This is a genomic window from Streptomyces sp. NPDC005494 (assembly GCF_042872025.1).
Classification (GTDB): Bacteria; Actinomycetota; Actinomycetes; order Streptomycetales; family Streptomycetaceae; genus Streptomyces.
On the sequence record NZ_JBIAJR010000001.1, the window covers coordinates 177,193 to 198,650 of the forward strand.

Genomic DNA, 21,458 nt, shown 5'->3' on the forward strand with positions numbered 1-21,458 from the left:
GGCCCCTCCCCGGCCTTTCCCCCGGCTTCCGGCCGTACCCCCCCCGGCCCCCCGCCCCCGGGGGGGGGGGCCCCCCCCGGGGCCCCCCCCCCCGCCCCCGGGGCGGGGGCCCCCGCCCCGTCCGGCGGCTGGTCAGGCCTTCCGCGCGCGGACGGCCTTCTTGGGCGCGGGCTTCTCGGCTGCCGCCTTCTTGGCGGTCCTGGCCGTGGCCGTCCTGCGGGCCGTCGAGGCCTTCGCGGCCACGGTCTTCTTCGCGGGCGCCTTGCGTGCCTTACGGGCCGAAGGCACCACCGCCTCACCGATCCGCTCCGCGCCCAGGATCTCCTGGAGGAACTTCCCGGTGTGGCTGGCCGGCACCGAGGCGACGTGCTCCGGCGTGCCCTCGGCGACGACGAGACCGCCCCCGCTGCCGCCCTCCGGACCCATGTCGACGACCCAGTCGGCGGTCTTGACGACATCGAGGTTGTGCTCGATGACGATCACCGTGTTGCCCTTGTCGACAAGGCCCGAGAGCACCGTGATGAGCTTGCTGATGTCCTCGAAGTGCAGACCGGTCGTCGGCTCGTCCAGGACGTAGACCGTGCGCCCGGTGGAGCGCTTCTGCAGCTCGCTCGCCAGCTTCACGCGCTGCGCCTCACCGCCCGAGAGCGTGGGCGCGGACTGGCCGAGCCTGACGTACCCGAGGCCCACCTCGTTGAGGGTGCGGAGGTGACGGGCGATCGTCGGGACGGCCTCGAAGAACTCCAGGCCCTCCTCGATCGGCATGTCCAGCACCTCGGCGATGGACTTGCCCTTGTAGTGGACCTCCAGCGTCTCCCGGTTGTAGCGCGCACCGTGGCAGACCTCGCACGGGACGTACACGTCGGGCAGGAAGTTCATCTCGATCTTGATCGTGCCGTCGCCCGAGCAGTTCTCGCAGCGTCCGCCCTTGACGTTGAAGGAGAAGCGGCCCGGCAGATAGCCGCGCACCTTCGCCTCCATCGTCTCGGCGAACAGCTTGCGGACGTGGTCGAAGACCCCGGTGTACGTGGCCGGGTTGGACCGCGGGGTACGGCCGATCGGCGACTGGTCGACATGCACGACCTTGTCGACCAGGTCGTCCCCGTCGACCCTGGTGTGCCGTCCCGGGACGGACTTCGCGCCGTTGAGCTCCCGCGCCAGGTGGGTGTAGAGGATGTCGTTGACCAGGGTCGACTTGCCCGAGCCGGAGACACCCGTGACGGCGGTGAGCACACCGAGCGGGAAGGAGACGTCGATGTCCTGGAGGTTGTTCTCCCGGGCGCCGTGCACGGTGAGCAGGCGCTTCGGGTCGACCGGACGCCGGATCTCCGGCAGCTCGATCGCCCTCGCGCCGGAGAGGTACTGGCCGGTGACCGACTCCTCGTTGGCCAGGAGCTCCTCCAGCGAACCGGAGTGGACGACCTTGCCGCCGTGCTCACCGGCACCGGGGCCGATGTCGACGACCCAGTCCGCGACCTTGATGGTGTCCTCGTCGTGCTCGACGACGATGAGGGTGTTCCCCATGTCCCGGAGTCGGACCAGGGTCTCGATCAGGCGGTGGTTGTCACGCTGGTGCAGGCCGATGGACGGCTCGTCCAGGACGTACAGCACGCCGACGAGGCCTGAGCCGATCTGGGTGGCGAGCCGGATGCGCTGGGCCTCGCCGCCGGACAGGGTGCCCGCGGCCCGGTTCAGCGAGAGGTAGTCGAGACCGACGTCGACGAGGAACCGCAGCCGCTCGTTGACCTCCTTGAGGACCCGCTCGGCGATCTTCTTGTCGCGGGCGTTGAGCTTGAGACGGCCGAGGAACTCGGCGCACTCGCTGATCGACATCGCGGCGACCTCGGCGATGGACTTCTCCATCACCGTCACCGCGAGCACCAGCGGCTTGAGGCGGGTGCCCTCACAGGTCGGGCAGGCCACCTCGCGCATGTATCCCTCGAAGCGCTCCCTGCTGGAGTCGCTCTCGGCCTCGGAGTGGCGCCGCTTGATGTACTGGGCCGCCCCCTCGAAACGGGGGGTGGTGTAGGCGCGCTCGCGGCCGTACCTGTTGCGGTAGCGCACCTCGGTCTGGATCTTGTGCCCGTGGAGCAGCGCCTTCTTGGCGCGCTGCGGCAGTCCCGCCCAGGGGATGTCCGTGCGGAAGCCGAGGGCATCCGCGAGCGCCGAGATCTGGCGCCCGAAGTACTCCTTGGTGTGGCCGTGCGACCAGGGGTGGATCGCGCCCTCGTCGAGGGACTTGTCCTCGTCCGGGACGATCAGCTCCGGGTCGACCTCCATCCGCGTGCCGATGCCGGTGCAGTCGGGGCAGGCGCCGAACGGGGAGTTGAAGGAGAAGGAGCGGGGCTCCAGCTCCTCGAAGGAGAGGTCGTCGTACGGACAGTAGAGGTGCTCGGAGAACATCCGCTCACGCTCGGGGTCGTCCGCGTCGAGGTCGACGAAGTCGAGCACGACCATGCCGCCGGAGAGGCCGAGGGCGGTCTCGACGGAGTCGGTCAGCCGGCGCTTGGCGCTGTCCTTCACCGTGAGGCGGTCGATGACCACCTCGATGGTGTGCTTCTCCTGCTTCTTCAGCTTCGGCGGCTCGGACAGCTGGATCGTCTCGCCGTCGACCCGGGCCCTGCTGTAGCCCTTGGTCTGGAGGTCGCCGAAGAGGTCGACGAACTCTCCCTTGCGCTCGCGCACCAGCGGCGAGAGCACCTGGAAACGACTGCCCTCGGGCAGGTTCAGCACCTTGTCCACGATGGCCTGCGGCGACTGCCGCGAGATGGGCCTGGCGCACTCGGGACAGTGCGGCTTGCCGATCCTGGCGAAGAGCAGCCGGAGGTAGTCGTAGACCTCGGTGATGGTGCCGACCGTCGAGCGCGGGTTGCGCGAGGTCGACTTCTGGTCGATGGAGACGGCGGGCGAGAGGCCTTCGATGAAGTCCACGTCCGGCTTGTCCATCTGGCCGAGGAACTGCCGGGCGTACGAGGAGAGCGACTCCACGTAGCGCCGCTGCCCCTCGGCGAAGATCGTGTCGAACGCGAGCGAGGACTTGCCCGATCCGGAGAGCCCGGTGAAGACGATGAGGGAGTCACGGGGGAGATCGAGCGAGACGTTCTTCAGGTTGTGCTCGCGCGCGCCACGGACGATGAGACGGTCGGCCACGCCGGTCCGCACCTTTCTGGAGAGAAGTGGGAGAACTGAGCCCCTCTCCCAGGGTATGGGGGGCGCCACAGCGATGTACGAAGCTTTCGACTCCGAGCGTATAGCACGCGCATTCGATTTACGGACGACCGCAGACCGCATCACCCGAACGAGTGGTGAGAGCTACGCTCGAGCCATGACTGATCATGCGCGCGACCTGGAAGCTGTACGTGAAGCGACCGATCGACTGCTCAGCGCCATGGGCGAATTCGACGACGGTTCCGTCACAGAGCCGTCGTTCCTGCCGGGCTGGAGCCGCGGCCATGTTCTCGCCCACCTGTCACGTAACGCCGACGCCCTCGTAAATGTTCTCCGGGGGCGCCCCATGTACGCGAGCAGCGAAACCCGGGACCACGAGATCGAGCGTGATGCGCCGCGGCTCCTGCCCGAGCAGCTCGCGGACCTGAGCAAGAGCGGGGCGGCCTTCCTCGCGGCAGCGGCGGAGCCGGCCGACTGGTCGCGCACGGTGACGCTGCGCAACGGCGTGACGGACTCGGCGTCCCGGGTTCCCTTCCGCCGCTGGGTCGAGGTCGAGCTGCACCATGTCGACCTGGGGACCGGGTACGGGCTGGAGGACCTGCCGGACGAGTTCGTGACCCGGGAGAACGACTTCCTGGCCGAACGTTTCGCCGGGCACCCCGGCGTCCCGCCCACGACCGCCGTCACCGAGGACGGCCGGATCTGGACGACGGGCGGCGGCGCCGACGGCCCGCCGGCCACCGTCCGGGGCACGGCCACCGACATCCTCGGCTGGCTCTGCGGGCGCCGTGACGGCTCCGCGCTCACCGTCGACCGTGGCAGCCTTCCCGCGCTGCCCCCGCTATAGGCTGCGTCACATGACGTACAGCGGAACGGTCAAGGTCGGCGGACCTGCGGATGTGCACGAGCTGACGGATCTGATGATCTCCAAGGTCGCCGTCGGTTCGATGAACAACAACGCGTACCTGCTGCGCTGCCGGGCCACCGGCGAGCAGCTCCTGATCGACGCGGCGGCGGATGCGGCGACCCTGCTGCGGCTGATCGGCGAGGACGGCATCGCGTCCGTCGTCACGACGCACCGGCACGGTGACCACTGGCAGGCACTCGGCGAGGTGGTGGCGGCCACCGGCGCGCGGACCTACGCCGGGCGCTACGACGCCGAGGGCATCCCGGTACCGACCGACGAGCTCGTCGAGGACGGCGGCACGATCCGGGTGGGGCAGGTCATGCTGACCGCCAGGCATCTGACCGGTCACACCCCGGGCTCCATCGCCCTGGTCTACGACGACCCGCACGGGGCCCCGCACCTGTTCACCGGGGACTGCCTCTTCCCCGGCGGTGTGGGCAACACGCACAAGGACCCGGAGGCCTTCGCGAGTCTGCTGCACGACGTGGAGACCAAGCTCTTCGACCGGCTGCCGGACGAGACGTGGGTCTACCCGGGCCACGGCCACGACACCACGCTCGGCGCCGAGCGTCCGCATCTGCCCGAGTGGCGCGAACGCGGCTGGTGAGCCGGTGAAAGCCTGACGGCCGGGTGCCCCCAGGGGCCCCGGCCGTCGGTGTGTGTCGGTCCTGCGCTACTTCTCCGCGCCGACGTTCTCGCTGTCGTCCTTCTGCTCGTCCTTCGCCGCGGCCTCGGCCGCCGCCGTCTTCTTGTTGGCGATGAGGCTCGTGATCGTGGTGACCACCAGCACGGCACAGATGAAGGAGAGGGAGAACGCGATGGTGATCTCCGGGACGTGCACCCCGGACTCGTGCAGCGCGTGCAGCACCAGCTTGACGCCGATGAACCCGAGGATCACCGAGAGCCCGTAGCTGAGGTGGACCAGCTTCTTCAGCAGACCGCCGATGAGGAAGTACAGCTGACGCAGGCCCATCAGGGCGAAGGCGTTGGCGGTGAAGACGATGTACGGGTCCTGGGTCAGGCCGAAGATCGCCGGGATCGAGTCCAGCGCGAACAGGATGTCGGTGGTGCCGATGGCGAGCATGACCACCATGAGGGGGGTCATGATGCGCTTGCCGTTGTTCCGGATGAAGAGCTTGGTTCCGTGGTAACGGTCGGCGACACCGAAGCGGTGCTCGATCGACTTGAGGAGGCGGTTCTCCTCCCAGTCGTCCTCGTCCTCGTCGGCCCGTGCCTCCTGGATGAGCTTCCAGGCGGTGAAGATCAGGAACGCGCCGAAGATGTAGAAGATCCACGAGAAGTTGGCGATGACCGCGGCACCGGCGGCGATGAAGATCGCACGCAGCACCAGGGCGATCAGCACACCCACGAGCAGAACCCTCTGCTGCAGATGGGAGGGCACCGAGAACTTCGCCATGATCAGGATGAAGACGAAGAGGTTGTCGACACTGAGCGACTTCTCGGTGATGAATCCGGCGAAGAACTCGCCCGATGCCTGGCTCTCGCCGAACAGCAGCAGACCGAGTCCGAAGAGGCCGGCCAGTGCGATCCAGACGATGGTCCAGATTCCGGCTTCCTTGGTCGACACGTCATGGGGCTTGCGCCCGATGAAGAAGTCGACGGAGATGAGGGCGACGAGACCAAGGATGGTCAGCGTCCAGAGAGTCCATGAAACGTCCACTGCGCCTCCGGCAGTTCGCTACGGCTATAGATCAGCGTCGTCGCTGCCGGAGGTCTCTTCCACCCGGGACACGCGGGCTGCGTGCCGGGCCGACGCCCCGGGACCGGTCACAGTCCGTACTGACGGGAACGCCGCGATCGGGAGTACTCCCCTCCGCACCAAGAACAGTACATGAAGCACCAAGAAACGGTAAAGTCCTCGCCAAGGCGTGATCAAAATACCTGGTCAGAGGCTATATGGAGCAGACTTGACCCGCTGTCGTCCCTCTCAGCGGTAGCCGGCGCGCCGGGCAGCCGCCACCAGCGCCAGGACCTCTTCCAGGACCCGGCTCCCCTGCGGCACCCTCAGCGGTTCGTACGTCCAGGCCTGTCCCACCCACGGGTCGGCGAGGTGGTCGTCGGCGACGGGGGTGATCCGCAGCAGGGAGCGCCACAGGGGGTCGAGGACCGGGCCGTAGGCGCGGGCTTCCTCCCGGTCGGCGACCATCAGCAGGTGCACACCCACCGAGGGGCCTTCGTCGGCCAGATAGCGCAGCTGGGTGACGGCCCGGTCGTCGAAGCCGTGCGGGAAGTCGTTGACGATCAGCAGCTGCTCGCCCGGGTCGAGGTCCGGAGGCAGGGAGTCGGCGGCCCCGGCCCGGAGCGCCATCTGCACCAGATCGACGCGCCGGGTGAGGTGGGCGAGGACCGAGGACACGCCGGCGGCCCCGGCGGCGGGCGGACCGGACAGGGCCCCGGAATCCACCAGGGGTGACAGCGCGGCGGCGGCGGAGCCGGCCGGGTCGATGACGTGCACCGAGAACTCGTTCGCCGGGTAGACCGCGAGCAGCCGGGCGGCCAGGGCGACCGCGGTCTCCATACCCAGCCTGCGCAGCTGGTCCCCGTCCGTCGCCGCGGCGGCCTCCGAAGCCGTGCGTCCGCTGTCGACCCAGATCCCACGCTCCAAGGGGAGGCGCACCAGCAGCGGGATGCGCAGGTCGGTGCGCTCCGGGAGATGGAGGTCGCCGATGCGCAGCGCCATGGGGATCTCCATCGGGACGCGGTAGCCGTGCCAGACGGGGTTGTCCCAGCCCGCGTAGGAGGCGGGGAGGGCGGGCTCCACGACGGCGGACTCGGCGGCCAGCTGGGCGAGGTCGCGGTCCAGCACCTCGCGGGCCCTGGCGGTCAGATCGTCACGCTTGGCCCTGGCCTCCTCGCGGACACGGTCGCCCGTGCCTCCGATGCGGCTGCGGGGGTCGGAGAGGGCCCGGTCGAGCTCCTGGTCCATCCGGGACTCGGCGAAGTCGACGGCGCTGCGGTAGGCCGCGACCGCCCGCGCGAGATCCTGGAACATGTCCCAGACCTGGTTGTACAGGCGCTCGTCCATGGACCAGCCGGTGGCGTCGCCCGCGACGGGCTGCGCGGGCCGGCCCGGCTCGGAGGGCGGGGCAGCCGGAGGCGGCGGGGGCGGGGCCGAGGTCTGGCGCCGGGGGTGCGCGTAGTCGATGGGACCGCCCGGCGCGGTGGCCGGGGGCTGAGGCGTGCTGTCGCCCAGTGGCTCGGGCGCCGGGCGGCCGGGCGGCTGTCCGGCGCCTCCGGACGGCGCGGGGCCCGCCGGGTGGCGGACCCGCTCGCCGTCCGGGGCGCGGGGCGGCGGGGGCGCCACGGAGCGCGCGAGCCCCGAGGCGACGGCCTGCTGTATCGAGGCGGCCAGCTCCGCCGCGTCCGCCACGCCCTGGTCGGCGAGCATCTCGGCGAGCCCGGAGGCGTACCCCTGGCCCACGGCGCGGACCTTCCAGACGCCCTGGCGCCGGTACAGCTCCAGCGCCGACACGGCGGACTCGGTGTCCAGGCCCGTCAGGGTGAATGTGGCGATCTCGGTGCCGTCGAGTCCGGTGACGGCGACGAAGGGCGCGGCGACCGCGCCGAACCTGACCGGCCGCCCGGCCCCCGTCGGCAGGGCGAGGAGCACGGTGACGCGGTGCACCGCGTCGGGCAGGGCGTCGAGGTCCACGGCCAGGCGGTGGTCGGCCGCGGCCTGACGGGAGACCTCCAGGCCGGGCAGCCGGTGCGATCCGGGATGGGCGATCCACTCGGCGCCACGGACCGTGCCCCGCTCGTCCCCGAGCGTGGCCCCGGCCACGACCGGTGTGCCCGCCGACACCCTGATCTCCAGTCGGGTCTGGGGCAAGGTGTGGTTCTGCCCCCGGACCAGCTCGGCCGTCATTGCCCTGTCCCCTCGACGTTCGGTTGGAGCCCTGCCATGGGCGCAGCTCCCGGCGGCGGTGCCTCCGGGAGCTGCTCGTACGGATCCGCGGGCCGTGCCGCCCGCGCCTCGTCTACAGGTGCGGCAGGATCGCCGGCATCAGGTCCTGGAACGTCCGGCCGTTGGCCGGGTTGCCCAGGGCGGTCATCTGCCACCCGTTGCCCGCGCGGTGCACCTTGGCCATGATCTGCGCCGTGTACTGGCCGCCGCCGTCCAGCGTGTAGCGGGCGAGCTCCTGGCCGTTGGTCTCGTCGACGATGCGGCAGAAGGCGTTCTGCACCTCCTGGAACGTCTGTCCGGTGAAGGAGTTCACCGTGAAGACGATCTGGTCGATGTGGACCGGGACCCGCTGGAGGTCGACCAGGATCGCCTCGTCGTCGCCGCCCGAGCCCGCACCGCCGACGAGGTTGTCACCGGTGTGCTTGACCGAGCCGTCGTCGCTGACGAGGTGGCGGAAGAACACGACGTCCACGGGCTGCTTGTCGGCGAAGAGAACCGCCGAGGCGTCCAGGTCGATCTCCCGCGTACGCGAGCCGAACAGCCCGCGGCGCGGGGCCGCCTGCCAGCCGAGCCCCATCCGTACCGCGGTCAGGGTCCCCCCGTCGCTCTTCTGCAGGCTGATGGCCTGGCCCTTGGTCATGTTGACCGTCACGCGCTGTCCCCTCTCCGCTTGCCCCGCAGCAGTCGATGTGCGGTTCCCCGCACCCTACGCAGTCCCCGGCGGCGAGAAGCAGTGATGGGCCGTTTTTGTGTCGTTCCTGCAACACTGCGGGTCCCACCGGTCAGGCCAGCCCCGCTTCCCTCATCTGACGCAGCTCCTTCTTCAGCTCCCCGACCTCGTCACGGAGCCGGGCGGCGACCTCGAACTGCAGGTCGGCAGCCGCCGCCCGCATGCGGTCCGTCATCTCCTCGATGATCCCCGCGAGCTCCGTCGCGGGGCGGTCGGTGACCACCGCGCCTTCGGCCTTGCGGCCCTTGTCCTTGCGGCCGGCCGGGGTCTGCGTGCCGAGCGTGGGCACCGGCGCCTTGGCTCCCTTGGTCTGCCGGTAGCCGGTGCCGAGCAGCTGCTCGGTGTCGACCTCCTCACGGGCGATGGAGGCGACGATGTCGTTGATCTTCTTGCGGAGCGGCTGGGGGTCGACGCCTCGCTCGGTGTTGTAGGCGATCTGCTTCTCGCGGCGGCGGTTGGTCTCGTCGATGGCCTGCGCCATGGCCGGGGTGACCTTGTCGGCGTACATGTGGACCTGCCCCGAGACGTTACGGGCGGCACGTCCGATGGTCTGGATCAGCGAGGTGCCCGAGCGCAGGAAGCCCTGCTTGTCGGCGTCGAGGATGGCCACGAGGGAGACCTCGGGGAGGTCGAGGCCCTCACGCAGGAGGTTGATGCCGACCAGGACGTCGTACTCCCCGGAGCGCAGCTCGCGCAGCAGCTCGATGCGGCGCAGGGTGTCCACGTCGCTGTGGAGGTAGCGGACCTGGATGCCGAGCTCGAGGAAGTAGTCCGTGAGGTCCTCGGACATCTTCTTGGTGAGGGTGGTGACGAGGACGCGCTCGTCCTTCTCGGTCCGCTTGCGGATCTCGTGCACCAGGTCGTCGATCTGTCCCTCGGTCGGCTTGACGACGACCTCGGGGTCGACGAGCCCGGTGGGCCGGATGATCTGCTCGACGAAGCCGTCGCCACGGGACATCTCGTACTTCCCGGGGGTGGCGGAGAGGTAGACCGTCTGCCCGATCCTGCCGAGGAACTCCTCCCACTTCAGCGGGCGGTTGTCCAGGGCGGAAGGCAGCCGGAAGCCGTGGTCCACGAGGGTCCGCTTCCGGGAGGCGTCGCCCTCGTACATCGCGCCGATCTGCGGCACGGTGACGTGCGACTCGTCCAGGACGAGGAGGAAGTCCTCGGGGAAGTAGTCCAGGAGGGTGTTGGGGGCGGTGCCGGGAGAGCGGCCGTCGAAGTGCATCGAGTAGTTCTCGACGCCCGAGCAGGTGCCGATCTGGCGGAGCATCTCGATGTCGTACGTCGTGCGCATGCGCAGTCGCTGGGCCTCCAGCATCTTGCCCTGCTTCTCCAGCTCGGCCAGGCGCTGCTCCAGCTCCCGCTCGATGCCGCCGACCGCCTTCTCCATGCGCTCGGGCCCCGCCACGTAGTGGCTGGCCGGGAACACGTGGAGCGAGGAGTCCTCGCTGATGACCTCGCCGGTGAGCGGGTGGAGGGTCGAGAGCGCCTCGATCTCGTCACCGAACATCTCGATGCGGACGGCGAGCTCCTCGTACACCGGGAAGATCTCGATGGTGTCGCCGCGCACCCGGAAGGTGCCGCGGGTGAACGCCAGGTCGTTGCGGGTGTACTGGATCTCGACGAAACGGCGCAGCAGCTGGTCCCGGTCGATCTCGTCGCCGACCTTGAGCTGGACCATGCGGTCCACGTACTCCTGCGGTGTACCCAGGCCGTAGATGCAGGAGACGGAGGCGACCACGACGACGTCGCGCCGGGTGAGCAGGGAGTTCGTCGCCGAGTGCCGCAGCCGCTCGACCTCCTCGTTGATCGAGGAGTCCTTCTCGATGTAGGTGTCCGACTGCGGGACGTACGCCTCGGGCTGGTAGTAGTCGTAGTACGAGACGAAGTACTCCACGGCGTTGTTCGGGAGGAGCTCGCGGAACTCGTTGGCCAGCTGGGCGGCCAGCGTCTTGTTCGGCGCCATCACCAGGGTGGGGCGCTGCAGCTTCTCGATCATCCAGGCGGTCGTCGCCGACTTCCCGGTGCCGGTCGCGCCGAGCAGGACGACGTCCTTCTCGCCGGCGCGAATACGCCGGTCCAGCTCGGCGATGGCCGCGGGCTGGTCACCGCTGGGCTGGTAGGGACTGACGACCTCGAAAGGCGCCACCGAACGTTCGATCTTCGAAACGGGCCGCATGCACCCACCGTACGACCCCCCACTGACAACGGCCGGTGATCAGCGGTTGCGCTGCTGCCGGTACTCGCGGTGGGAGACCGCTTCGTAGGGCGTGTGCCGGCGCTGCACGGGGATGGCCGTCACCCTTCCGCCGCGGCCCGGGGTACGGCCGGCCGGCCGCACGGGGCCCGCGGCGGTGGCGGTCACCACGAGCGGGTCGATCGTCACGACCACGGCGGCGAGGAGCAGGAAGCAGCCCGGCCCGATCATCATCGGCAGGAGCAGCGAGACGGGCGCGTCGCCGGGTGGTGCGGGCACCGCGTCGGGATGCAGGTGCACCTGGAGCGCGGCCATCCCGGTGTAGTGCATCCCGCTCACCGCCACGCCCATGACCACGCTCGCGCCGAGGCTGGGGAGGAAGCCGTCGATGGAGACGGTCGCCCACAGGGCGGCGGTGGCGGCCACGACGGCGATGACGACGGAGAGCGAGACGGTGAGCGTGTCGTATTCGAACAGCCCCTCGAAGCTCATGCCGGCCATGCCCAGGTAGTGCATGGAGGCGACGCCCAGGCCGGTGATCGTCCCGCCCGTTACCAGCGCCATGGGGGTGGCACCGCGGTAGCCGACGAGGAAGATGCCGATCCCCACCATCACGATCGCCACGGCGAGGCTGGCGATCGTGAGTGGCCGGTCGTAGCTGACGGGGGCCTCGCGGACGCTGAAGCCCAGCATCGCGATGAAGTGCATAGTCCAGATGCCGGAACCGATGGAGGTGGCCCCCAGGGCCAGCCAGCCCGCTCTGGACACCCCCCTGGTGCGCAGGGACCGGTTGGTGCAGCGCAGACCGAGCGCCGCACCGAGGCAGGCCATGAGGAACGCCGCGACCGGCGTCACGAGGCCGTAGGTGAATCCGTCAACTGTGCCCTGCATCCTGGTACGCCCTTCGCGGTGGCCCGGGTTCGGGGGTGACCCTAAAGGGCAAGGCCCGGCAAGCAAACATAAGAACGGCATTTTATCCGCTCCCCGAGCGGGCCGGGCCCAAGTACCCGACAATCCGTTCACATCATGGTCACCGTCCTCCCGCCGTCCGTTGGGGATCGGCTGAGAGTCTCTTCCTGCCCTTACACCGATGCGAGGAGTACACGTGTCCGCACGCACAGCAACCGCCTCCGCCGCCGTCGCCGGCCTGCTCGGCGCCTGCGTCCTCCTGCCCGCCACCCAGGCGCAGGCCTCCGGCGCCCAGGACGGCCCGGCGGTCTACGCCCACCGCGGAGCCTCCGCCTACGCCCCGGAGAACACCCTGGCGGCCGTGGACGCGGCCGACGACCTCGGTATCGCGTGGGTGGAGAACGACGTGCAGCTCACCAAGGACGGCGTGCTGGTGGTCGTGCACGACACCACGCTGAGCAGGACCACCGACGCCGAAGAGGTCTTCCCCGGCCGGGCACCCTGGGCGGTCAAGGACTTCACCGCTGCCGAGATCGCGAAGCTGGACGCGGGCAGCTGGTTCGGCGACCGCTTCGCCGGTGCCAGGGTGCCGACGCTGGCGCAGTACCTGCACCGTGTCGAGCGCAACCACCAGAAGCTGCTGCTGGAGATCAAGAGCCCGGAGACCTACCCGGGTATCGAGAGGGAGACCCTGCGCGTCCTGCGTGAAGGGGGCTGGCTGGACCGCGCCCACGTCAAGCAGCGGCTGGTCATCCAGAGCTTCGGTGCAGAGAGTGTGAAAACTGTCCACGCCCGGCGTCCGGACGTCGTCACGGGCTTCCTGGGCACCCCGGCGGTGGCCGATCTGCCGTCCTACGCGAAGTTCACCGACCAGATCAATCCGGCGTACACCTCGATCGACGGCGACTACGTCGCGGCGGTGCAGAAGCTGAAGGGTGCCCACGGCAAGCCGCTCCGGGTGAACACCTGGACGGTGAACGACGCTGCCGCCGCGGTGAAGGTGGCCCGTTTCGGCGTCGACGGCATCATCACGAACTACCCCGACGTGGTCCGCGACGCCACTCGCTGAACCGCGGGCCGGGGGCGTTGTCGGTGGCCGGTCGTACGGTGGTGGCATGGAGAACGGCGAGCAGGTCGTGGAATGGTCGGTCGTGCCGAGCGACATCGGCCCCCTGCTGCTCGCCGCCACCCGCGCGGGCCTGGTGACCGTCGCCTTCCACGCGCACCCCAGGGCCCGGGACCGGGCACTCGGGCAGCTGCGGACACGCCTGGGCGCGGAGCTCGTGGAGGCACCGCACTCCGCGCGGCTGGCCGGGCCCGTCGGCCAGCTCGCCGCGTACTTCGCCGGCGGTCTGCGGGAGTTCTCACTGCCCCTGGACTGGTCGCTCACCTCCGGCTTCAACCGCGAGGTGCTCCGGGAGCTGGCCTCGGGCGTGCCGTACGGGACGGTCGTGGGCTACGGGGACCTGGCCGCCCGGGTCGGCCGGCCCGGCGGGGCACAGGCCGTGGGGGCGGCCATGGGCTCCAATCCCCTTCCGCTGGTGGTGCCCTGCCACCGGGTGGTGGAGAGCGACGGGGGCCTCGGCGGATTCGGCGGCGGGCAGGAGACGAAGCGCCGACTGCTGGCGCTGGAGGGGATACTCCCGCAGCCCCTCTTCTAGAGCTCACCGGACTTCCAGGGCCCGTCTGGCTTCTGTGGCCCGTCGGACCTTGAGGGCCCGCCGGACTTCCAGGACCCGTCGGGCTTCTGTGGCCCGTCGGCCTTCGAGGGACCGCCGGGCTTCCAGGGCCCGTCGAACGAGAGGCCCAGCCGTGCCGGCGCGGCAGCGGCTCAGCCGAGTCCGGAAGGGGCGCCGGGCACGGTCACGGGGCGGAGCACCGTCAGCGACTCCTCCCGGCGGGCCAGCATCGCGAAGGAGAACCTGTCGATCTCCAGGCAGAGCTCGACGTCGTCCGGGTGGTACCCGCTCCGCCGCCCCGCGGCGAGATCGGCGGCGGCGCGGGAGGTCCTCGCACGGTGGACGTACGGTGCCGCCTCGACCTCGCCTCCGGCCATGGACCGGCCGATGTATTCGGCGCAGGCCAGGTCCTCGTCGGCGCGGCCGTCCTCCCCGGTGACGACGAACGTGACGGGGCCCCCGCCGTCGGCCCGCAGGTACCGCGCGGTCGGGCCGGCCACCACGAAGCTCGCGCACAGGACCAGCGGTGCGTCGGCGACGGCCAGCGCGCCCACGGTCCCCGCCGTCGTCTTCTGCACCAGCGTGCGGCCCGTGAAGTCGCACGACCTCAGCAGGGCGGGTGAGTTCACCGCGTCGAAGCCGGCTGCCCGCTCCCCGTCCTTCAGGGCCAGCCAGCCCGGCCGGCTCTTCTTCAGGGCGAGTGCCTCCCTCTCCGTGGAGGCCAGGACTATCTTCTCCACGCCACGCGAGAAGGCCCAGGCGGCCACGGTGAAGGCGCGCATGACGTCGACGACGACAGCGACACGGGGGACGGAGGTCAACTCCGGGATGCCTACGAAGTGATGATCCATCGCACCATGGTGCAGGACTCCCGCGTCCTGCCGATGCTTCCGGGCCCGTCCCGTCCGGAACCCGCGGCGACGCGCGGCTCCGGATCGCCGCACCGGCCCGGGCCCCCGTCCTCCGCGGCGTCAGGCCGCTCGTCCCGGACGAGCCGGGGGTGCGGTTTCGGGCGTTCGTTGTCCGCCGCCGCCGGAACGCGGCGTGCCGTGCCGGGACCAGTGCGCGGTGGGTCTCGGCCCCATGATCCGGGCTGCCGGGCTCACGGCGCCGCTCCCGGACACGTTTCCCGTCGCGCCCGGGCCGGTCCCCGGCGAAAGGCTCCGGGACCTGGTTTGCGGCCCCGGTGGCCGCGACAGGGATGGGGCATGCCTCAGAATCCAGCACCCCTGTCGCAGGAATCCGGCCGCCACGCACCCCAGCTCTCCGAGGAGGTACGGGAGGCCCTCGCGGGGCGGCGGCCCGTCGTGGCCCTGGAGTCGACGATCATCGCCCACGGCCTCCCTCGCCCCCGCAACCTCCAGGTGGCCCAGGAACTCGAGGAGATCGCCCGGAAGGCGGGCGCGGTCCCCGCGACCGTCGCGGTGCTGGACGGCAGGGCCCATGTGGGCCTGACGCCGCAGCAGTTGCAGCGGGTCGCCGGGGACCCGGCCGTGCGGAAGCTGGGGCACCGTGATCTCGCGCCGGCCCTCGCGCTCGGGGCGAGCGGGGCCACCACCGTGTCCGCGACGGCGTTCCTCGCCGCGCGTGCCGGGCTCGGCGTCTTCGCGACCGGCGGGCTCGGCGGCGTACACCGGGAGTGGACGCAGACGCAGGACGAGTCCGCCGACCTGCGCCTGCTGGCACGCACCGGAATCACGGTGGTGTGCGCGGGCGTGAAGTCGATCCTGGACGTGCCTGCCACGCTGCAGCGCCTGGAGACGCTCGGGGTCGGAGTGCTCGGCTACGGCACGGAGAACTTCCCCGGCTTCTATCTGAGCAGTTCGGGCGAACCGGTCGACTGGACGGTGCGCACCCCTCAGGAGGTGGCCGACGTGATGCGGGCGCGGGAGGAGCTGGGCGGCCCGCCCGCCGCGCTGATCGTCGCCAATCCGGTGGCGGAGGAGGAGCAGTTGGACCCCGCCGTGCACGAGCGGGTGCTCGCCGGCGCCCTGGCCGCCTGCCGGGAGCGCGGGGTCACGGGTCAGGCGGTCACGCCGTTCCTCCTGGAGTACCTGATGACGGAGACCGGGGGCGCGTCGCTGGAGGCCAATCTCGCCGCCGTACGCGGGAACGTGGAGCTGGCCGCGCGGATCACCGTCGCGGCGTCCCGTTGAGCGGGGGCGCCCTGCTCGTGGTCGGGGAGGTGGTCACCGACGTGGTCGTCCGGCACGGCTCGGCACCGCTCACCGGTACGGACACGCCCGCCCGGATCACCACGCTGCCGGGCGGATCGGGGGCCAACGTGGCCTGCTGGGCCGTGCGTTCGGGCTGGCGGGACGTACGGCTGCTCGCCAGGGCGGGGGCGGAGTCGGCCCACTGGCACCGGGACGCGCTGCTGCGGGCTGGGGTGCGTCCGGTGCTGGCCGTCGACGAGGAGGTCCCGACCGGCACGGTCGTGGCGCTGGTCGACCCGTCGGCGGAGCGCACCTTCCTCACCGACAGCGGGGCGGTCCTGCGCCTCTCCCCCGGCGACTGGGAACCCTCGCTGCTCGACGGCGTGGCCCGGCTCCATCTGTCCGGCTACCTCCTCTTCGCCGAGACGAGCCGGGCGACGGCGGCGCTCGCGCTGCGGGAGGCGCGGCGACGGGGTGTGCCGGTGAGTGTGGACCCGGCCTCGGCCGGCTTTCTCGCCGGGCTGGGCGCCGGGGCGTTCCTCGATCTGGTCGAGGGCGTGGATCTGCTGCTGCCCAACGCCGACGAGGCACGTGAGCTGACGGGGCTTCCGGAGCCCGCGGACGCGGCGGTCAAGCTGAGCCGCCACGTCGGCCGGGTGGCCGTCACGCTCGGGGGCCGGGGCGTCCTGCTCGCGTCCGGTGGCACGGTGACCGCGCGGGTACCGGCGGCCGTGGTGCGGGCGCCGGTCGACTCGACGGGGGCGGGGGACGCCTTCACCGGAGGTTTCCTCGCCGCTCTGGCCGCCGGCGCGGACGAGGTGACGGCCGCCGCCGCGGGCTGCCGGACGGGGGCGGAGGCGGTCACGACGGTCGGGGGCCGCCCGGCGTGACCGGACCGCCGGCCGCTCACTCGGCCGTACGGTCGCCCGCGGCGCCCAGCCCGGTCCAGGCCGGGTGGCGCGGGTCGTCGGCACGGATCACCGTGTCCGCGCGTCCCGCGGGTCCGACCTCGTCCTCGTAGCGCGCGAAGGCGGGCAGCGTCCACCGCTCGCTCTCCTGCGTACGCCGCCGCAGCGCGCCCGGGGAGAGGCTCAGATGGATGCCGAGATCGAAGGGGAACCAGTGGCCGAGGAGCAGCGGCCCGTGGAGGATCAGCACGCCGCCCTGGGGCAGGTCCTGGTACGGGCTGCGGGTGGCGCGGTCCGTCACGGGGTTCCACAGATCGGGCAGCACGCGTCCACTGCCGTCGGCCTCCAGCGGGCGGAACACCTCGCGCCACAGCGCATTGGTGTCGAACCAGCTGTCGGCGTACGAGTCCGGGTCGTGTCTGCCGTACTCGTAGCGGAGGCTGGCCGGGCGCAGGAAACCGCTTGTGGAGACGGTGAGGACGGGGCGCCCGCGGGCGCGCAGCGCCTCGGCGAGCTGCGCGGCGGGCTCCTCGGGGCGGGCGGCGGGAGCGCCGTCCACGCCGACCTTCAGCCAGGGCCCGCCGTCGGCCGGTTCGAGTCCGTCGGCATGGGCGGCGAGGGCGCGGGCCAGCCGGTCCCAGGTGATGGGTTCAAAGTGCACTCATCCATCATCGCCCCGCGTCATCATGATGCGTATGGATCTCACCTTCGCCCGCCGGTTCGCCGCCCGGTGGCAGGACGACTGGAACTCCCACGACCTGGACCGCGTCCTCGCGCATTACCACGAGGACGTGACCTTCAGTTCGCCCATGATCGCCCGGCTGACGGGCGACTCGGCCGGAACCGTGCACGGCAAGGAAGCCCTGCGCGCGTACTGGGCGGCGGGCCTGGAGCGGATCCCGGACCTGAGGTTCGAGGTGATGGACGTGCGGGCGAGCGTCGACGCGCTGGTGATCGACTACCTCAACCAGATCGGCGGCCGGGTGAGCGAGGTGCTGACCTTCCGTGACGGCCTGGTCGTGGCGGGCTTCGGCGCGTACGGCGAGACGCCCGCCGACTGACCGGGCCTCTCCTCCACTACGCCGCCGGGCAGTCCACCGCCTCGGCGTCGTCGGAGAGTGCGCTGCCCTCGGGGAGCAGATAGGTCACCCACAGGACCACGGGTTGCGTCCCGAGGTTGCGCCCGATGTGCCGGTGGTCGCTCCCGGCCGGTTCGATGAAGGACGTCCCGGCGGGAGTCACCTCGACCGAGCAGTCGTCGAGAGTGCGGGTGAGCGTGCCGGACTTGACGACGGCGATCAGCTGCCCCCTGTGGGTGTGCCAGCCGGTCGAGCCGCCGGGCTGCACGGTGATCTCCCGGAAGGTAACGTCCGTAGGACCGTTCGGGGGCTTGATCTTGAGCTTGCCCGCCGAGGTGCCGACGGCGACGACGGTGCCGCTCACCCCGCTGCCGGGCGTGGCGACCGCCGCCGCGGGCACCAGCCCCAGCGCGGCCACACAGGCACCCACGAGCCCCGCCTTGCGCAGTACCCCGTACCGCACCGCGCTCCGCCCGTCCCTCCCGCGCCCGCCGCTCTTCGCGCCGGCCATGCCGCCGAACCTCATGAAGGACTCCCTCAGCACCGGGGACGATGAACACCCTTACGCTACCGGCGAGTTGCCCGGTTCACCTCGCTGACACGACGGTCGGCCCGCGCGGAGTTCCCCGGCGAGCGGCCCCTCCCCCAGCACGTCCACACGACCGGCCTCGACCGCCTCGGCGAGGGTGACCTCGCCGCGCGCGAGGGCGAGTGCCGCTTCCGTGCCGAGCACGAGGCACGCGTCGGGGTGGCCGGACGGTCCGTAGCCGTACACCTCCCCGGCGGTGGCCTCGCTCCCCGTACGCAGATGGAACTGCCCCTCGGCCAGCCTGACTTCGATCACTCCGGCGCCGGTGAGGCCGTCCAGGGCGCGCAGCAGCGGCAGGGCGAACCAGTGGGCCCTGACCGCGTCCGTGGGGCGGCGTTCGGCGAGGGCGGGCGCACCCCAGTGGGCGAGCGCCGTGAGGACCGGGAGCAGCCCCCGGCCGTGCTCGGTCAGTTCGTACACCGAGGCGGCGGCGGGGGGCGGCAGCCGGCGGCGCACGGCCAGGCCGCTCTGCTCCATGTCCTTGAGCCGGGAGGCCAGCACGTCCGTGCTGACTCCGGGCAGATCCGCGTGCAGGTCCGTGTAACGGCGGGGCCCTGCCAGCAGTTCACGGACGATCAGCAGTGTCCAGCGGTCCCCTACGGAGTCGAGGGCGCGGGCGGTGGCGCAGAACTGGTCGTAGCTCCTGCGGCGGGCTGGACGTGCGGGCTGCTGACGTGGCATGCGACGCAGTCTAGACATGTTGTTGGACTTTCCAAGCCCGAGCTTGGTAAAACCAAGTATCGCAATTCGGGTCGGGGAGGCACCGCATGGAGTTCCGGCAGTCCAGCAAGCTCAACGAGGTCTGTTACGAGATCCGGGGCCCGGTCATCGAGCAGGCCAACGCGCTCGAGGAGGCGGGGCACAGCGTGCTCCGGCTCAACACGGGCAATCCGGCGCTCTTCGGCTTCGAGGCACCGGAGGAGATCGTCCAGGACATGATCCGGATGCTCCCACAGGCGCACGGCTACACCGACTCGCGCGGCATCCTCTCGGCGCGCCGCGCCGTCGCCCAGCGCTACCAGGCGATGGGGATGACCGAGGTCGACGTGGACGACGTCTTCCTGGGCAACGGGGTCTCCGAGCTGATCTCCATGGCGGTGCAGGGACTTCTGGAGGACGGGGACGAGATCCTGATCCCGAGCCCCGACTACCCCCTGTGGACCGCCGTGACGACGCTCGCGGGCGGGAAGGCCGTGCACTACACCTGCGACGAGGGGGCGGACTGGAATCCGGACCTCGCCGACATGGCCTCCAAGATCACCGACCGCACCCGCGCCATGGTGATCATCAACCCGAACAACCCGACGGGCGCGGTCTACTCCCGCGAGGTACTCGACGGCATGCTGGACCTGGCCCGCAGGCACGGCCTGATGGTGTTCGCCGACGAGATCTACGACCAGATCCTGTACGACGACGCCGAGCACCACAGTGTGGGCGTCCTGGCTCCGGACCTGCTCTGCCTCACCTTCAGCGGGTTGTCCAAGACGTACCGGGTGGCGGGGTTCCGCTCGGGATGGATGGTGGTGTCGGGACCGCGGCAGCATGCCCGCAGCTATCTGGAGGGGCTCACCATGCTCGCCTCCATGCGGCTGTGCCCCAACGCCCCCGCCCAGTACGCGATCCAGGCGGCACTCGGCGGCCGGCAGTCGATCCGCGAGCTCACCGCCCCGGGCGGCAGGCTCCACGAGCAGCGCAACCGGGCCTGGGAGCGGCTGAACGAGATCCCCGGGGTGTCCTGCGTCAAGCCGAAGGGCGCGCTGTACGCCTTCCCCCGCATCGACCCGAAGGTGCACGCGATCGTCGACGACGAACGCTTCGTCCTGGACCTGCTGCTGCGGGAGAAGATCCAGGTGGTACAGGGCACGGGCTTCAACTGGCCGCGCCCGGACCACTTCCGCATCCTGACCCTGCCGCACGCGGACGACCTGGACGCGGCGATCAGCCGCATCGGCCGCTTCCTGGACGGATACCGCCAGTGACCTGCAGGACCTGCCGCCTCCCCGTCCACACCCAGTTCGCCTCGCCTGACCTGGTGGGAGCGATCGTGGAGGGCGGGCTCGATCCGGCCGAGGACCCGCGCTGGGCGGACTCGGGCGCCACCTCTGCCGCGGAGTACGCGCGCTGGGCGGGGCACCTGTGCGGGATGACCTGTCTGCGGATGGCCCTCGGCACCGGCGCGCCGTCCCTGTTCGCCCTGCGGGACGGCGCGGCGAGGTACGACGCGTACACCGAGGACGCCGACGGGGTGATCAAGGGGCTGGTCTACGCCCCCTTCGCCCGTTACGTCTCCGAGGTCCACGGCCTGGACGCCGTCGTCCACCGGGAACTCTCCCCCGCCGCCGTCCTCGGCCTGCTGGACGAGGGCCGCACGGTGATGGCCTCGGTGCACTACGGCATCCGGCACCCCGACCGCCCCGCTCCCGGCCGCGGCGGCCATCTGGTGCTGCTCACCTCCCGCACCGCGGACGGGGAGCGGGTGCACTTCCACAACCCGTCGGGCACGACGGCGGCAACGCGAGCGGCCACGCTTCCGGTGCCCGTCTTCGAGCGCTTCTTCGCGGGGCGCGGGGTGTCCCTGCCCGGCCCGGTCGCCTGACCACTCACCGGTACGGGTGGTTCGCCCGCGAACCGGATGTCCTGTCACGCCGTCACGGGCCTTCCGTGCCACGGTGGGCGCCGGCCGGTATCCGAGCGAGCGGGGAGACCCACATGCAGCGTCCGTGCAGAGAACCCGGGCCGTACCCGAGGCGTTCGGCGCCGCGCACCGCGCTCACGGCCGCCGTGGCGGCCTGCGCCGTGCTGGCCGGCGGGGCGCCGATCGCATACGCCACCCTCGGCGAAGGGACGCCCTCCGCCACGGCCGTGCGGGGCACGGCGTACGTCGAGACGCGCCTCTTCTTCGGCACCCAGCGCCCCGACGGCGGTCCCGATGTGACCGCGCGTCAGTTCCGGTCGTTCATCGACCGCCAGGTCACTCCGGCCTTCCCGGGCGGGCTCACGGTGCAGGAGGGCCGGGGCCAGTGGCGCGACTCCCACGGGGTGATCGAGCGGGAGCGTTCGTACGAGCTGATCCTGCTGTACCCGGCTTCCGAGGCCCGGACGCGGGACCCCCAGGTCGAACGTGTCCGCGCCGCGTACGAGAAGGCCTTCGCCCAGGACTCGGTGGCGCGGCTGGACGAGCGCACCCTCGCCGACTTCTGAGACCCGG

20 protein-coding genes are annotated in these 21,458 nt (G+C 71.1%); 10 read left to right on the top strand and 10 right to left on the bottom strand.

The features are described 5' to 3' along the window. Nucleotides 1-132 precede the first annotated feature (132 nt). Nucleotides 133-3,150, bottom strand: coding sequence for an excinuclease ABC subunit UvrA (uvrA, locus tag ACFYQ6_RS00860; RefSeq protein WP_388759550.1), 3,018 nt, complete (start codon nucleotides 3,148-3,150; stop codon nucleotides 133-135). 175 nt (nucleotides 3,151-3,325) lie between these two features. Between uvrA and ACFYQ6_RS00865 the strand changes: the two genes are divergently transcribed. After that, nucleotides 3,326-4,015, top strand: coding sequence for a maleylpyruvate isomerase family mycothiol-dependent enzyme (locus ACFYQ6_RS00865; protein ID WP_388759552.1), 690 nt, complete (start codon nucleotides 3,326-3,328; stop codon nucleotides 4,013-4,015). A 10-nt stretch (nucleotides 4,016-4,025) separates the two neighbouring features. Further along, nucleotides 4,026-4,682, top strand: coding sequence for an MBL fold metallo-hydrolase (locus tag ACFYQ6_RS00870; RefSeq protein WP_388759555.1), 657 nt, complete (start codon nucleotides 4,026-4,028; stop codon nucleotides 4,680-4,682). 66 nt (nucleotides 4,683-4,748) lie between these two features. Here ACFYQ6_RS00870 and ACFYQ6_RS00875 read toward each other — a convergent pair whose 3' ends face one another. From ACFYQ6_RS00875 to ACFYQ6_RS00895, 5 genes are all read right to left on the bottom strand, one after another. After that, nucleotides 4,749-5,756 carry a TerC/Alx family metal homeostasis membrane protein gene (locus ACFYQ6_RS00875; RefSeq protein WP_361583206.1) on the bottom strand — a complete coding sequence of 336 codons (1,008 nt, stop codon included), beginning with the start codon at nucleotides 5,754-5,756 and terminating at the stop codon, nucleotides 4,749-4,751. A gap of 267 nt (nucleotides 5,757-6,023) precedes the next feature. Continuing rightward, nucleotides 6,024-7,961: a TerD family protein gene (locus ACFYQ6_RS00880; protein WP_361583209.1), complete on the bottom strand. Its 1,938-nt coding sequence runs from the start codon at nucleotides 7,959-7,961 to the stop codon at nucleotides 6,024-6,026. A 112-nt stretch (nucleotides 7,962-8,073) separates the two neighbouring features. Next, nucleotides 8,074-8,652: a TerD family protein gene (locus ACFYQ6_RS00885; RefSeq protein ID WP_124718298.1), complete on the bottom strand. Its 579-nt coding sequence runs from the start codon at nucleotides 8,650-8,652 to the stop codon at nucleotides 8,074-8,076. 130 nt (nucleotides 8,653-8,782) lie between these two features. Beyond that, a complete protein-coding gene (gene uvrB / locus ACFYQ6_RS00890) occupies nucleotides 8,783-10,912 on the bottom strand; it encodes an excinuclease ABC subunit UvrB (RefSeq protein ID WP_361583211.1) in 2,130 nt (709 codons plus the stop codon). A 39-nt stretch (nucleotides 10,913-10,951) separates the two neighbouring features. Beyond that, nucleotides 10,952-11,821 carry an MHYT domain-containing protein gene (locus ACFYQ6_RS00895; RefSeq protein ID WP_388759560.1) on the bottom strand — a complete coding sequence of 290 codons (870 nt, stop codon included), beginning with the start codon at nucleotides 11,819-11,821 and terminating at the stop codon, nucleotides 10,952-10,954. Between the two features lie 214 nt (nucleotides 11,822-12,035). Here ACFYQ6_RS00895 and ACFYQ6_RS00900 point away from each other — a divergent pair, with 214 nt between their 5' ends. Together ACFYQ6_RS00900 and ACFYQ6_RS00905 are read left to right on the top strand one after the other, a co-directional pair. Further along, on the top strand, nucleotides 12,036-12,908 hold the full coding sequence (locus tag ACFYQ6_RS00900) for a glycerophosphodiester phosphodiesterase (RefSeq protein WP_388759563.1): 873 nt from the start codon (nucleotides 12,036-12,038) through the stop codon (nucleotides 12,906-12,908). Between the two features lie 46 nt (nucleotides 12,909-12,954). Then, entirely contained in the window at nucleotides 12,955-13,500 is a 546-nt protein-coding gene (locus ACFYQ6_RS00905; protein WP_388759566.1) for a methylated-DNA--[protein]-cysteine S-methyltransferase, read from the top strand. A 170-nt stretch (nucleotides 13,501-13,670) separates the two neighbouring features. Here the strand turns inward: ACFYQ6_RS00905 and ACFYQ6_RS00910 are convergent, their stop codons facing one another. Beyond that, nucleotides 13,671-14,369, bottom strand: a complete 699-nt coding sequence (locus ACFYQ6_RS00910) for a 2-phosphosulfolactate phosphatase (protein ID WP_388759568.1) — start codon at nucleotides 14,367-14,369, stop codon at nucleotides 13,671-13,673. 357 nt (nucleotides 14,370-14,726) lie between these two features. Here ACFYQ6_RS00910 and ACFYQ6_RS00915 point away from each other — a divergent pair, with 357 nt between their 5' ends. Next, nucleotides 14,727-15,674, top strand: a complete 948-nt coding sequence (locus ACFYQ6_RS00915) for a pseudouridine-5'-phosphate glycosidase (protein WP_361583224.1) — start codon at nucleotides 14,727-14,729, stop codon at nucleotides 15,672-15,674. Then, on the top strand, nucleotides 15,671-16,564 hold the full coding sequence (locus tag ACFYQ6_RS00920; protein ID WP_361583227.1) for a PfkB family carbohydrate kinase: 894 nt from the start codon (nucleotides 15,671-15,673) through the stop codon (nucleotides 16,562-16,564). Before ACFYQ6_RS00915 ends, ACFYQ6_RS00920 begins: the two co-directional genes overlap by 4 nt. A 16-nt stretch (nucleotides 16,565-16,580) precedes the next feature. Here the strand turns inward: ACFYQ6_RS00920 and ACFYQ6_RS00925 are convergent, their stop codons facing one another. Further along, nucleotides 16,581-17,243: a uridine kinase gene (locus ACFYQ6_RS00925; protein WP_361583230.1), complete on the bottom strand. Its 663-nt coding sequence runs from the start codon at nucleotides 17,241-17,243 to the stop codon at nucleotides 16,581-16,583. Nucleotides 17,244-17,277: 34 nt separating this feature from the next. On the opposite strand from ACFYQ6_RS00925, the gene ACFYQ6_RS00930 reads away from it, so the two are divergent. Further along, a complete protein-coding gene (locus ACFYQ6_RS00930; protein ID WP_361583233.1) occupies nucleotides 17,278-17,643 on the top strand; it encodes a nuclear transport factor 2 family protein in 366 nt (121 codons plus the stop codon). A 16-nt stretch (nucleotides 17,644-17,659) separates the two neighbouring features. Here ACFYQ6_RS00930 and ACFYQ6_RS00935 read toward each other — a convergent pair whose 3' ends face one another. Continuing rightward, nucleotides 17,660-18,187, bottom strand: coding sequence for a cupin domain-containing protein (locus tag ACFYQ6_RS00935; protein ID WP_361583235.1), 528 nt, complete (start codon nucleotides 18,185-18,187; stop codon nucleotides 17,660-17,662). Between the two features lie 36 nt (nucleotides 18,188-18,223). Further along, nucleotides 18,224-18,931, bottom strand: a complete 708-nt coding sequence (locus ACFYQ6_RS00940) for a helix-turn-helix domain-containing protein (RefSeq protein ID WP_361583238.1) — start codon at nucleotides 18,929-18,931, stop codon at nucleotides 18,224-18,226. Between the two features lie 86 nt (nucleotides 18,932-19,017). On the opposite strand from ACFYQ6_RS00940, the gene ACFYQ6_RS00945 reads away from it, so the two are divergent. The 3 genes from ACFYQ6_RS00945 (at nucleotide 19,018) to ACFYQ6_RS00955 (ending at nucleotide 21,451) form a co-directional block, all read left to right on the top strand. Then, entirely contained in the window at nucleotides 19,018-20,229 is a 1,212-nt protein-coding gene (locus ACFYQ6_RS00945; RefSeq protein ID WP_361583241.1) for a pyridoxal phosphate-dependent aminotransferase, read from the top strand. Next, nucleotides 20,226-20,846 carry a peptidase gene (locus tag ACFYQ6_RS00950; protein ID WP_388759574.1) on the top strand — a complete coding sequence of 207 codons (621 nt, stop codon included), beginning with the start codon at nucleotides 20,226-20,228 and terminating at the stop codon, nucleotides 20,844-20,846. Before ACFYQ6_RS00945 ends, ACFYQ6_RS00950 begins: the two co-directional genes overlap by 4 nt. 113 nt (nucleotides 20,847-20,959) lie before the next feature. Beyond that, nucleotides 20,960-21,451 carry a DUF3574 domain-containing protein gene (locus tag ACFYQ6_RS00955; protein ID WP_388759577.1) on the top strand — a complete coding sequence of 164 codons (492 nt, stop codon included), beginning with the start codon at nucleotides 20,960-20,962 and terminating at the stop codon, nucleotides 21,449-21,451. Nucleotides 21,452-21,458: the final 7 nt, after the last annotated feature.

Bases quoted from the DNA above. Each gene is read 5' to 3' on its own strand.
- ACFYQ6_RS00865 (WP_388759552.1), top strand. From the start codon at position 3,326: ATGACTGATCATGCGCGCGACCTGGAAGCTGTACGTGAAGCGACCGAT.
- ACFYQ6_RS00870 (WP_388759555.1), top strand. From the start codon at position 4,026: ATGACGTACAGCGGAACGGTCAAGGTCGGCGGACCTGCGGATGTGCAC.
- ACFYQ6_RS00880 (WP_361583209.1), bottom strand. From the start codon at position 7,961: ATGACGGCCGAGCTGGTCCGGGGGCAGAACCACACCTTGCCCCAGACC.
- uvrB (WP_361583211.1), bottom strand. From the start codon at position 10,912: ATGCGGCCCGTTTCGAAGATCGAACGTTCGGTGGCGCCTTTCGAGGTC.
- ACFYQ6_RS00895 (WP_388759560.1), bottom strand. From the start codon at position 11,821: ATGCAGGGCACAGTTGACGGATTCACCTACGGCCTCGTGACGCCGGTC.
- ACFYQ6_RS00905 (WP_388759566.1), top strand. From the start codon at position 12,955: ATGGAGAACGGCGAGCAGGTCGTGGAATGGTCGGTCGTGCCGAGCGAC.
- ACFYQ6_RS00910 (WP_388759568.1), bottom strand. From the start codon at position 14,369: ATGGATCATCACTTCGTAGGCATCCCGGAGTTGACCTCCGTCCCCCGT.
- ACFYQ6_RS00915 (WP_361583224.1), top strand. From the start codon at position 14,727: ATGCCTCAGAATCCAGCACCCCTGTCGCAGGAATCCGGCCGCCACGCA.
- ACFYQ6_RS00930 (WP_361583233.1), top strand. From the start codon at position 17,278: ATGGATCTCACCTTCGCCCGCCGGTTCGCCGCCCGGTGGCAGGACGAC.
- ACFYQ6_RS00935 (WP_361583235.1), bottom strand. From the start codon at position 18,187: ATGAGGTTCGGCGGCATGGCCGGCGCGAAGAGCGGCGGGCGCGGGAGG.
- ACFYQ6_RS00940 (WP_361583238.1), bottom strand. From the start codon at position 18,931: ATGCCACGTCAGCAGCCCGCACGTCCAGCCCGCCGCAGGAGCTACGAC.
- ACFYQ6_RS00945 (WP_361583241.1), top strand. From the start codon at position 19,018: ATGGAGTTCCGGCAGTCCAGCAAGCTCAACGAGGTCTGTTACGAGATC.
- ACFYQ6_RS00955 (WP_388759577.1), top strand. From the start codon at position 20,960: ATGCAGCGTCCGTGCAGAGAACCCGGGCCGTACCCGAGGCGTTCGGCG.